This window comes from Dehalococcoidia bacterium, assembly GCA_030018455.1.
In the GTDB taxonomy this organism is placed as follows: domain Bacteria; phylum Chloroflexota; class Dehalococcoidia; order DSTF01; family JALHUB01; genus JASEFU01.
Genome location: JASEFU010000001.1, coordinates 688,178 through 699,499, shown reverse-complemented (window position 1 = coordinate 699,499; position 11,322 = coordinate 688,178). Strand labels below are relative to the sequence as shown.

The 11,322-nt window shown below is 65.8% G+C and carries 10 protein-coding genes; 4 read left to right on the top strand and 6 right to left on the bottom strand.

Annotation, left to right across the window (positions count from 1 at the left end):
- Nucleotides 1-16 precede the first annotated feature (16 nt).
- A complete protein-coding gene (locus QME71_03360) occupies nt 17-1,546 on the top strand; it encodes a hypothetical protein (GenBank protein ID MDI6857336.1) in 1,530 nt (509 codons plus the stop codon).
- A gap of 43 nt (nt 1,547-1,589) precedes the next feature.
- Here the strand turns inward: QME71_03360 and QME71_03355 are convergent, their stop codons facing one another.
- The 3 genes from QME71_03355 to nfi form a co-directional block, all read right to left on the bottom strand.
- Nucleotides 1,590-2,903 (bottom strand): peptidase MA family metallohydrolase, encoded by a 1,314-nt coding sequence (locus QME71_03355; protein MDI6857335.1) that lies wholly within the window; start codon nt 2,901-2,903, stop codon nt 1,590-1,592.
- Nucleotides 2,903-4,010, bottom strand: a protein-coding gene (prfB, locus tag QME71_03350; GenBank protein MDI6857334.1) for a peptide chain release factor 2 whose coding sequence is annotated in 2 segments (ribosomal slippage) — nt 2,903-3,943 and nt 3,945-4,010 — 1,107 coding nt in all. Because the reading frame shifts where the segments join, the coding sequence is not laid out codon by codon here. The genes QME71_03355 and prfB overlap by 1 nt, the downstream gene beginning before the upstream one ends.
- Nucleotides 4,011-4,012: 2 nt before the next feature.
- Nucleotides 4,013-4,702 carry a deoxyribonuclease V gene (nfi, locus tag QME71_03345; protein MDI6857333.1) on the bottom strand — a complete coding sequence of 230 codons (690 nt, stop codon included), beginning with the start codon at nt 4,700-4,702 and terminating at the stop codon, nt 4,013-4,015.
- A gap of 300 nt (nt 4,703-5,002) precedes the next feature.
- On the opposite strand from nfi, the gene QME71_03340 reads away from it, so the two are divergent.
- Nucleotides 5,003-5,422, top strand: coding sequence for a hypothetical protein (locus tag QME71_03340; GenBank protein ID MDI6857332.1), 420 nt, complete (start codon nt 5,003-5,005; stop codon nt 5,420-5,422).
- 300 nt (nt 5,423-5,722) lie between these two features.
- Here the strand turns inward: QME71_03340 and QME71_03335 are convergent, their stop codons facing one another.
- The 3 genes from QME71_03335 to QME71_03325 all read right to left on the bottom strand — a co-directional run bounded on the left by QME71_03335 (nt 5,723) and on the right by QME71_03325 (nt 9,843).
- Complete coding sequence (locus QME71_03335) at nt 5,723-6,709, bottom strand: ROK family protein (GenBank protein ID MDI6857331.1); 987 nt, start codon at nt 6,707-6,709, stop codon at nt 5,723-5,725.
- Nucleotides 6,710-7,496: 787 nt separating this feature from the next.
- Nucleotides 7,497-9,107, bottom strand: a complete 1,611-nt coding sequence (groL, locus tag QME71_03330; GenBank protein MDI6857330.1) for a chaperonin GroEL — start codon at nt 9,105-9,107, stop codon at nt 7,497-7,499.
- A gap of 235 nt (nt 9,108-9,342) precedes the next feature.
- Nucleotides 9,343-9,843, bottom strand: a complete 501-nt coding sequence (locus tag QME71_03325) for a winged helix DNA-binding protein (GenBank protein ID MDI6857329.1) — start codon at nt 9,841-9,843, stop codon at nt 9,343-9,345.
- 246 nt (nt 9,844-10,089) lie between these two features.
- On the opposite strand from QME71_03325, the gene QME71_03320 reads away from it, so the two are divergent.
- Together QME71_03320 and QME71_03315 are read left to right on the top strand one after the other, a co-directional pair.
- Nucleotides 10,090-10,539, top strand: a complete 450-nt coding sequence (locus QME71_03320) for a MarR family transcriptional regulator (GenBank protein ID MDI6857328.1) — start codon at nt 10,090-10,092, stop codon at nt 10,537-10,539.
- 88 nt (nt 10,540-10,627) lie between these two features.
- Nucleotides 10,628-11,290 (top strand): CocE/NonD family hydrolase, encoded by a 663-nt coding sequence (locus QME71_03315; protein ID MDI6857327.1) that lies wholly within the window; start codon nt 10,628-10,630, stop codon nt 11,288-11,290.
- The last annotated feature ends 32 nt before the right edge of the window (nt 11,291-11,322 follow it).

Here is an 11,322-nt window from a genome sequence, read left to right as displayed (position 1 = left end):
ACGGAAAGGAGGCCTTGTGGAATCGGTTGAGACGGCGGAGGAAGGGAGGCCGCGGCCGCGTCTCGCCGCCTGGGATTATGTCGAGCGCGCGCTCGATCTCGATCTCACCCATCCCCTCGCCTTCGCGGCCCTCGCCGTCATCTACGTCGTCTCCCGCGTCCCCTGGCTCGACCTCGGCTACGGCACCGACCCCGATGCCTGGCGCGTCGCGCTCACCGGCGAGTACCTGCTGTCGGAAGGCGAGTACTTCCCATCGCGGCTCCCCGGCTTCCCCCTGCACGAGCTCGTCACGCTGCCGCTGCTGCCCTTCGGCTGGGTGTGGACGAACCTCTCGACCGTCGTCGTCTCCCTCGCCGGCGTCTACGTCTTCGCCCGCATCGTCCGCGAGCTTGGGCTGCCTTACAGGGGGCTGCTGACGCTCGGGTTCGCCTTCACGCCCCTGCTGTGGATAAACAGCGTGTCGACCATGGACTACATGTGGGCGCTGACCTGCTTGCTGGCCTGCTACCTGGCGCTGATGAAGGAGCGGACACTGCTGGGCGGGGTCGCGCTGGGGCTGGCAACCGGGTTCCGCCTCACCTCGTTGTGGGCGGCGCCCGCCTTCCTGCTCTGGCTGTGGCGCGAGCGGCGGCTGCGGCGCGAAGGGCTGCCGTTCGCCTGCGCGCTGGCGGTCACGTCGCTCGTGGCGTACTCGCCGGTGCTCGCCCGCTACGGCATCGACGCCTTCAACTTCTACGACGCGAAGGTGGGCTTTCTCTCGTTCCTGCGTCTGCTGGGGAAGGAGACGCTGGGAGTGCTGGGGGCGCTCGCCGTGCTGGCGGGGCTTGCCGTGTCGCTGCCGCGGCTGACGCGCCTCCCGCGCGACCTCGCCGACGATTCCCACGTCGCGCTCTGGGTCGCCATGGGAGTGCTCTTCTTCGTCTCGTTCACCCGGCTGCCCCACGAGGTAGCGTACCTCATCCCCATCTTCCCGTTCGCCTTCTTCTTCATGGCCCGCTACTTACACAGGGCGGCGCTCGCGGCGGTCGTGGCGCTGATCGTGCTCGCGGGCTTCGTCGACGTAACCTCACCCGGCGACGAGATCAACCGCGAGACGTTCACGAACGCGCGCGTCGGCGAGGGGATGCTTCTGTCAGATATCGACACGCTGGAGAACCAGCGCGCCTTTGCAGACGAGATCGCCGCCCTCGATGTCCCGCCGCATTCGGTCGTGCTTACGGGGTTCATCTACCCGCAGCTCGTTATGCGGCACAAGGACCGGCTGGAGATCGGCATCCTAGAGCGCGATTACGAGGCGATAAGCATGCTCTCGGACAGAGGCGAGGCGGTGGACAGGGAGAAGGACATTCGCTACGTCTGGCTCCTCAAGTACGACGCCTTCCAGGAACTTCGGAGCCAGGGCTACCGGTTCTTCTACGTGCCGGACGCCGGCAAGAGCAACGCCAGCGTGTTCGGGTACCGGCCCGCCTACTTTGGTGCGACGAAGCTGACGTTATCGAGGGAGACGGCGTCGGACGCGGAAGGGACGGCGAAGACCGACCGTTAAAGGGCTGGCTGGTCGGGGACAGAGCCCCGACCCTGCCGGGAGACTAGCGCCTGCGGGCGAAGAGAACGCCTCCGGCTATCAGTCCGCCGCCGATTGCCACGGCCGCTGCGACAATTCCCGCCAGCGCGAACGGGAACCCCGAACCGTCGTCGTCCACAGGTCCGCTCTCCGCTCCCGGCGTCGGCGTCGAAGTCGGTGCGGTCTGCTGGCCGCCGGCGCCGTAAGGGGTGAGCTGTGGTATCCCCGTGGCCCTGCCCGCGCCGCCTTCGCTGGCCCGCGGCGGCAGTCCCACGCTTTCGCGCCAGGCGTTGTCCAGGCCGTCCTGGTCGAACCCGTAGACGGACTCCAGCGCTTCGTCGATCCCGTTGCCTTCCCTTAGCGCCGCCAGCAGCGCCGCGAACTTCTCCTCCCCGTGCGTCTCGATAAGATACGACACCACGCTCCACGCCTGGGCATAGAAGAGGCTGACGTCCGACTCATTGCGGGCGAGACTCCCCGAGGTCATCATGCGCAGCGAGAAGACGCGGTTGCCGCGGATGGCTGATTGAAGCACACCCTCCTCGCCCGACAGCGGCTGCGACTGCGCATAGACGGCCGTGCCTTCGTCCAGCCAGGCGGGCGCGTTGCCGAAGGGCCCTTCCAGCGCCTGCCGCATGACGATGTGCGCCAGCTCATGGCGCAGGACATCGTGGGGGAAAACATCGGCGGCGACGATGGCGGTATCGGAGAAGAACACCTCGCCGAGAGTGATGACGCCGCTCTGCCCCGTCTTGCCGCCGTAAGCCGCCGCCTGCATATCCGCTGCGGAATCGTACAGGAACACCTTCACCGGGAAGTCGAGCGAAGTGCCGAGGAGCGACTCCATCCGCCGCAGCCCGTCGACGCCGGTGTTGAGGAGGTCGCGCAACTGCGACTCGTCCGCGGAGTAGTACCAGATGACGAGGTCGTCCTGAGTCCGGCTCTTCCACTGGAAGCGGTCGTCCTCGTAAACGAACGTCTTCGGCTCCGTCTTGAGCTCGTTGCCTGCGTCGTCCTTTATCTCCCAGTGGTAGATGATGTTGGCGCCGGGCACGAGGAAGAGCTTGGCGGTGCTCTTGAGGTTGAAGCTGCATTCGACCCTCGCGCCTTCGGTGCACTCGGGGTCGCCGTAGACTCTCGCGCCCTCGGGAGGGATGGTGTAGCGGAAGACGACGCTCGTGATCTCGGCGTCGCTTTCGGCGGCCATATTGAAGACGACGCCGTCGGGGAACTGGTTGCGCGCCGTCGCCGAGGTGACGGTTATCCCCTCCTGCGCCCGCACCGCTGTCAGCGGCAGCGCGGCGGCGAGGAGAAGGAGAAAGGCCGTTAACGCTCTCATTACGCTGTCCCCCCTCCGATTGTCGACTTCAGGTAGGCCTCCATGAAGGGGTCAAGCTCGCCGTCGAGCACGGCGTTGGGGTCGCTCGTCTCGTAGCCGGTCCGGTGGTCTTTGACCATCTTGTAGGGGTGCAGCACGTAGCTGCGGATCTGGTTCCCCCAGCCGGCCGCGACGTGCTCGCCCTTGAGGCGGGACTGCTCCTCCGCCCTCTTCTCGAGCTCCAACTCGAGGAGGCGCGCCTCCAGCACCTTCATCGCCGACTCGCGGTTGCGGTGCAGTGAGCGCTCGTTCTGGCAGGTCGCGACTACGCCGGTGGGAACGTGGGTGATGCGCACGGCGGTGGCGTTCTTCTGGACGTTCTGTCCGCCATGGCCGCTGGCGCGGAAGACGTCGATCCGCAGCTCTTCGGGGTCGATCTTCAGCTCCGCGAGGCCTTCCGATTCGGGCATGACCTCGACGAGGGCGAAGGAGGTATGGCGGGCGTGATCGGCGTCGAACGGCGAGAGCCGCACGAGACGGTGCACGCCGCGCTCGCTGCGTAGCCGGCCGTAGGCGTAGCGTCCGGCGATCTCGGCGGTGGCGCTCTTTATGCCCGCTTCTTCGCCGGGCGTCACGTCGAGCACGTCGGTCTGGTAGTTGCGGCGCTCCGCCCAGCGGAGGAACATGCGCAGCAGCATCTCCGCCCAGTCCTGCGAGTCGATGCCGCCTGCGCCGGCGTGTATGGCGAGTATGGCGCTGCGCTTGTCATAGGGGCCGGAAAACGAGAGGTCGAATTCAAGGCGGTGGAGGCGCTCAGCGAGGGCCTCGGTCTCTTCGGCCAGCTCCTGCGCCAGCGTCTCGTCCTCCTCCGATTGCGCGAGGTCGGCGAGCTGGCGCAGATCGCCCGCCGTCTTCTCGAGGTCGCGCCAGGTGGAGACGGTCTCCTGCACTTCGGCGAGCCGCTTCATCGTCGCCTGGGCGGAGGCGCCGTCCTCCCAGAAGCCGGGACGCGACGACTCGGCCTCGAGGCGCCGGGCCTCTTGCTCAAGGCCAGCCACGTCAAAGACGCACCAGGAGTTCGGATATTCGCTTTTGCAACGCGGTGAGTCTATCGATCGTCTCTTGCATCGTTATCCCGCTTTCAGGGCTTCAGCCGTCTTGTGTCGTCCCGCCGCCATGTGCGCCTGCCGCAGCGGTTCCGGTATCCGGTAGCCGCTGGCGCAGCGCAGCGTCCATTCTACCGCCTCGTCGAGCCCGATGAGGTGGCCGACGGAGACGAACACGGGCGCTATGCCGTCGCGCGTGCGCACGACGCTGCCGATCACTTCGCCGGCGTCCCACAGCGGCGCGCGGCTTCCCGCTTCCAGCGACGGCGCGTCGTGCACGCCGCAGAGGCGCGATTTCGCGCAGCCGATCGTCGGCAGACCGAGGGTCACGCCCAGGTGGCAGGCGATGCCGAATCGCCGCGGATGCGCCAGTCCGTGGCCGTCGACGAGGAGCAGGTCGGGCATCCGGCGGACGCGCTCGAACGCTTCGAGTATCACCGGCGCCTCGCGGAACGAGAGCAGGCCGGGCACGTAGGGGAAGCGCAGCGCGGTCTCGATGACCACCTCTTCCTCGATCGCAAGCTCCGGATAGCTGAGGACGACGACTGCGCCGCGCGCCCGCGCCCGGTAGCGGTCGACGGAGATATCGACCCCGGCTACGCGGCGCACGTCCGCGGGGCTCCCCTCGCTGACGACGAGAGGGGCCAGCTTACGCTGAATCTCCACAGCTTCCGCTGTGGAGACGTCCCAACGTTGCGTTTCCGGGGCCTTCACAACTTCATTATAGACGCCGAAACCGAGCCCGGCAACGGACGCTCACTGTTGCATCCGGGGGCCAGGAGGAGTGAAGAGGGGGCTTGCCCCCTCTTCCGGGGGTCTGGGCCCGCCTGCCGGCAAGGCAGGGGTGTCCCCCAGATCCAATAAGACGCCAGCGGGCGGGAGGGCCTGCCTGCCGGCAGGCAGGTGGGAAGACAAGCGTTCATGTTGCGGCGAGGACGGCGACGCTCCCCAGGGGCACGGCGCCTTGTCTCATCGGCAGAGGGAGCTTAGTATCAAGGACAGACTGGAACCGCATTGAAACGAATCTGCCTTCTTGCACCGCTAGTCCTGCTCGCGCTGGCGGCGTCCGCCTGCGGCATCGAGTTCGGCGACGGCGACGGGAACCACGAGCCGCTGGCCGCCATGCGCGTCTCGGGGACGCCGGTCGCCGGCGAGGAGTTGCGCCTCGAGCTCGACTACGCGCAGACGTATCCCGTGCCGGTCGAGGTCGAGTGCCGGCTGAAGCAGGGGTCGAACGTGGTGCAGGTCATCGGCACGGAGACGGTCGAAGCGAACCCCGACGGCGAGCCCGAAGCGACGCCCGTCACGGGCACGCTCTCGTTCACGTTCGAAGTCGACATTCCGGGCGAGTACCGGCTGGAATGCCTGACGCCAGCGGACACGGAGAACAAGCTCAAGCGCACGCTGACCATCGCGCCGCGCGAAGGCGGCTAAAGGGACGCCGGCGCGGCGTGCTGCCGTAGTGGAGGAGAAGATGCGCTGCACCGGTCCGCGGCATCGTCTCGCTGCCCTCGATTCTGAAACGGCCCTCGGCCTCGACCACGTTTAATCACAAGAACGTTCAGTCAGCTCTTCAGGGCTACGATCAGGGCGAAAAGTCCATGATGATTATGCTCTTGCGGTGCTTTCCAATGCGTCATTTCTTAGAGGCGTCTCAAGAGAATTGGCGCGGCAGGAATTGTAAGGTCCGCGCCGGCGGGCGTCGAACAGTGAGCGTCCCGCGGAAAATTCCCGTCAGCCTCTGACACTGGAAGCGAACTCGGCGGCGAGGAAAGCGGCGCCCATCGCCGGCGCCTCGTCCACAAACCGCCCCACGACGATGCGGACGTCCTCGAACGGCTGCGGGAAGCACTCGTCTCGCACCGCCTCCCGCATCGGGCCGAGGTAGAGGTCGCCCATCTTCGTCAGGCTGCCCCCGAGCACGATGACCTGCGGGTTGAAGATGTTGACGAGGCTGGCGATGCCCACACCCAAATAGTGTCCCGCGCGGGCGATAATCCGCCGCGACGCCGCGTCTCCCTCGGAAGCGGCCTGAGAGGCCTTCTTCGCGGTCAGCGGCGGGTCCTCCTCCGCCATGCGCGCCAGCCGCGAACGTGGCGCCTTTGCCGCTGCCTCCTGCGCTCGCTTCGCTATCGCCAGGCCGGAGGCGAGCGCCTCCAGGCAGCCGCGGCGTCCGCAGGAGCAGACGGGGCCGCGCTTGTCGATGGTCATATGCCCCATCTCGCCCGCCGAGCCGGAGGCGCCACGGTACAGCGCGCCGTCAATGATGATTCCCCCGCCGATGCCGCTGCTCAGGGTGAGGAAGAGCATGTGCTGCGAGCCGCGTCCGGCGCCCCAGCGGTGCTCGGCGACGGCGGCGGCGTTGGCGTCGTTCTCCAGCAGGCAGCGGGCGTCGAGCTCGCGCTGGAGGATGAGGGCGAGCGGGACGTCGCGCCAGCCGGGCAGGTTGGGCGGGTTGGTGACGACGCCGCTCGCGTAGTCGATCGGGCCGGGCGCGGAGACGCCCACCGTCGCCACGTCGTCGATGGTCGCCCCCGCGTCGGCGATCGCGGCCTTGAGGGAGTCGACCATGCGGGCGATGACGGCGTCGGGGCCTTCCGTGCCCAGCGTTGGGCGGATGTCGCGGCCCAGTATCGCCCCGCCGGCATCGATGACGACGGAGAAGATCTTGGTGGCGCCGAGGTCGAGCCCGGCGAGCAGACGGGCCGGCTGGTTAGTCACAGCGTTAGGTTAACGGGCCGCAACAAATCGTACAAGGGGACGCCATTTGTTGCGTCCGCGTTGACTTTCTGCGCATTCGTGCGTTCTGTAAAAGATAGGAACGATGAGTACACGCACATTGCCAATGATGCTCGCCATCGTCCTGACGGCTCTCGCTTGTTTTATCATTGAGGGCTCGACCGCACAAGGAGCGCAACGGAGTACTCCCACCCCTGCCGTCATGGCAACCGCAACCCCGTGTACGGCGATACCCGCCGCGCCTTCCGCCCTGGAAGTGGACTTGTCCGCTATGCGCTGGACCGACAACTCCGACAACGAAGAGGGTTTCCTTATCGACTTAACTGTGTGCGGCTTCACGCCACTTGAGCAACATCTCCACTATCAGCTGGCCGCTGATACGACTACTTTCCTTTTCCCGCCAGAGTATCAAAGGGCGAAGAGCGAATGCTATTGTTCGTACCTCGCGTGGAAGGTCACTGCGTTCAACGCGTGTGGCCAGGCGTCAACCTTCCTCCAGACGGGAATCCCGATGTGTCTGCCGCCTGCCACAGCCACTCCTGTCACCGTGGCGATGCCCGGCACCGGCGCGCGTGACCCAGGCGCAGGCGCTGCCCGCTGGTGGGCGGCGCTGGTCTTAGCGGGCGGCGCGGCGTCGCTGGCCGGGGGGACAGCAGTTCTCACACGAAGCGCCCAGAAGAGGCTACCCAGTTGAAGCGTCTTCCTAGTGGGATACAAATAGGGGCGCACAGCCGTGCGCCCCTACTACGGTCTGTTCGGCAATACGCGTCTAGTACATCGGCGGCTGAGGGACGCCTGCTTCTTTCTTTTCGGGGATGTCGGTCACCAGGCAGTTGGTGGTCAGCACCATCCCGGCGATGCTTATCGCGTTCTCCAGCGCCGCCCGCGTCACCTTCAGCGGGTCGATTATCCCCTTCTCCTGCATGTCGCCGAAGTCGTCCTTCGCGGCGTCGTAGCCCTGGCCGGCGGGCAGTTCTTTCACCCGCTGCACCATCACCGAGCCGTCCTTGCCGGCGTTGATGGCGATGCGGCGCAGCGGCTCCTCGAGGGCGCGCCGCAGGATGTTCACGCCCGTCTTCTCGTCGCCTTCAAGGTTGAGGGAATCGAGAGCGGAAAGGGCGTTGATGAACGCGACGCCGCCGCCGGGCACGATCCCCTCCTCGACGGCGGCGCGCGTCGCCGAGAGGGCGTCCTCCACGCGGTGCTTCTTCTCCTTGAGCTCGACCTCGGTGGCGGCGCCGACCTTGATCACGGCCACGCTGCCGGAGAGCTTGCCCAACCGCTCCTGCAGCTTTTCGCGGTCCCACTCCGAGGTCGTCGTCTCCATCGCCGCCTTCACCTGGTTCACGCGGGCCTGCACGGCCGCCGGGTCGCCCTTGCCCTCGATTATCGTCGTCTCTTCTTTGGCGACGACGACGCGGCGGGCGCGGCCGAGGTCGTCGACGGTCACGGAGTCGAGCTTGCGGCCCAGCTCCTCGCTGATGACCTGCGCGCCGGTGAGGGCGGCGATGTCGCCCAGGTTGTCCTTGCGCCGGTCGCCGAAGCCGGGTGCCTTCACGGCGACGACGTTGAGGGTGCCGCGCAGCTTGTTCACCGCCAGGGTCGCCAGCGCCTCGCCGTCGCAGTCCTCGCAGATGATGAGCAGGTTCTTGCTCACCTGGAGGAAGCGCTCGAGCACCGGCAGGATGTCGGCGACGGCGGAGATCTTCTTGTCGGTGACGAGGATATAGGCGTCCTCGATCTCCGCTTCCATCTTCTCAGGGTTGGTGACGAAGTAGGGGCTGATGTAGCCGCGGTCGAAGGCCATGCCCTCGACGTACTCCACCTCGGTGGCAATCCCCTTCGATTCCTCGACGGTGATGACGCCGTCCTTGCCCACCTTCTCCATCACCTCGCCGATGAGGTTGCCGATCGCCTCGTCGTTGTTAGCGGAGATGGACGCCACCTGCGCCATCTGTTCGCGCGTGGTAACGGGCGTTGATCCGTCCTTCAGGGTCTTGACGATGAGCTCGCTTCCCATCTCCAGCCCGCGCTTCAGCGCCATGGGGTTGGCGCCGGCGGCCACGTTCTTCAGCCCCTCCTGCACGATGGCCTGGGCGAGCACGGTGGCGGTGGTGGTGCCGTCGCCTGCGATGTCGTTGGTCTTCGACGCCACCTCCTTGGCAAGCTGGGCCCCGATGTTCTCGAACGGCTCTTCCAGTTCCACGTCCTTGGCGATGGTCACGCCGTCGTTGGTGATGGTCGGCGCACCGAATTTCTTGTCGAGGACGACGTTGCGCCCCTTGGGCCCGAGGGTGATCTTCACCGCATCGGCGAGGGCATCGATGCCGTCCTTGAGCGCCTGTCGCGCCTCCTGGTCAAAGAGGAGTTGTTTTGCCATGCGTCACTCCTTGTTGTGTAGTATGGGTCTTATTGCCTTCAGGGATAGGCTCTCACACACACTTTAGCACTCCTGAGGGGAGAGTGCTAACCATTATATTTTTAGCCGACGGAATCGAGAAATGCAAGAGGTGAGCGGAGACGCGCGCAAGAACGGCGTCTCCAGGGCGGCGTCGAACAGGGGCGCCGGCGCCCGTCAAGAGGACGCCGGCGCCGGCGCTTGATTCACAAAGCGATTATCTGACTTTGAAACCGGGACGGTTCCTCATCTCGCCGAGAGCGGCGTCGCGCACCTTCTGGCAGGCGGCGCGGAACTGGCTCAGTTCGCTCGCCGAAAGATTGCCGAATATCTTTCCGGCCACCTTGTTCGAGAGATTGAACGCCTCCTCGAACTTGCGGACACCGGCCTCCGTGAACTCGACAAGCCGCTTGCGCCTGTCCTTGGGGTCGCCGTGGGTGTGCACCCAGCCTTTCGCCTCCGCCCGGTCAACGAGGCCGGTGAGGCTGTTGGGCTCCTTCACCATCCAGATCGCCAGCTCGCTAATGGCCAGCGGGCGCTGCTCCATGGCGAGCAGCCCAAGGAGTTGCAGTTGCGGCAGCGATATCCCCTGCGATATGAGAGCAAGCTCCTGCAGCTTGAACACGGCGTTATACGCCTGGTAAAGAGCGCGCCATTCGCCCAAGCCCTTGATCTTGTCCACATCTACTGCCTTGGGATAGGGGGTTCCGGTCGTCACAAGCTCTCCTCCATCGTCTAACTAAGACATCTACGCCGATCCTGCCGCTGTCGCCCTCTACCCGTTCCGCAACGCGAAGGCAAGCTTATGTTGAGAAACCGCCTGCGCGATTGCATCGAATATAGGCTATTGCTTTTAATTAGTAATAGGGTATATGTTTTGTGTCAAGTAGCATACTCACTTTTAACACGTTACGCTTCATCCTTTAGAACAAGATCGCGACAAGGGCGAATGAGGGACAGCGACGTGGCGAACGAACGACCGCCTCCAGCCGATCGCGGAGAGTGGGCCTCCCTCTACACAGCTTATATGATCATGCGCAAGGAGACGGAACGAACGCTGGCGCGGGCTAAGATCACGATCCCGCAGGCGATCGTCCTCGTCGCTCTCGATGAGGCCGCGGGACGTCCCCTGTCGGTGACAGCGCTCGCCCGCTTCCTTCTCCAGGAAAGCCCCAGCATGACCACGTTGCTCGACCGCATGTGCGAACGGGGGCTTGTCGAGCGGCTCCAGGACCCGCGAGACCGCCGCAAGGTGCTTGTCAGGATGACCGACAAGGGGAGGAAGACGCGCGATTCCATCCGCGACATGTGGCGGGACATCCGCGAAGAACTCTTTGCCGTGTTCACGCCCGAGGAGAGGGAGCAGTTCAAAGCCCTCCTCGCCAAGTTCCGGCAGAATATCTCACGGCTCTAGCAGCCGGCGAAAAGGCGACGACAAGTCCTCGGGCCGGCGCGGACCATGGAGACCGACGGCCGGTCTTCAACCGTCTACATGCATCGAAATGGCCATTGAACCGGTCACGTTCGCGGCGGGGAAGCTGAGGCTGGAAGGCGCGCTCCACCTCCCGGAAGGCGCGCCTCCGTTTCCCGGCGTCGCCGTCTGCCACCCCCACCCCCTGTACGGCGGCGACATGCACAACTCGGTTGTCGTCGCCGTATGCGAGGCTCTCGTCGCGGGCGGGATCGCCGCGCTCCGCTTCAACTTCCGCGGCACAGGGGAGAGCGAGGGCTCGTTCGGCGGCGGGCTCGATGAGCAGCAGGACGCGCGGGCGGCCCTCGGCTTCCTTGCGAAATGGCCCTCGCTACGCGCCGGCGCACTAGGGCTGGCCGGGTACTCTTTCGGCGCCATCGTCGCCCTCTCCACGATCGACGAACGGGTGCGGGCGCTGGCCGCCGTCTCGCCGCCTTTGGCCATGGGCGGTACCTCGCCCCTACCCCGCTGCCCCACCCTCTTTGTGTTCGGCGACCGCGACGGCATTGCCCCTGCAAGCGGCCTCTCAGCAGTCGCGCCGCAGTCTTTCGCCGAGCAGGAGATAATCGTCGTCCCCGGCGCCGACCATTTCTGGTCGGGAAAGGCGGGAGTGGCAGCCGCACACGTTGCCGACTTCTTTCGCAGGAGGCTGCTGTCCGCAGATGCGGGCGACGCAGGGACGGGGGCAATCTGACGGCCGAGCCACGAAAAACGCCGTTCACAGGC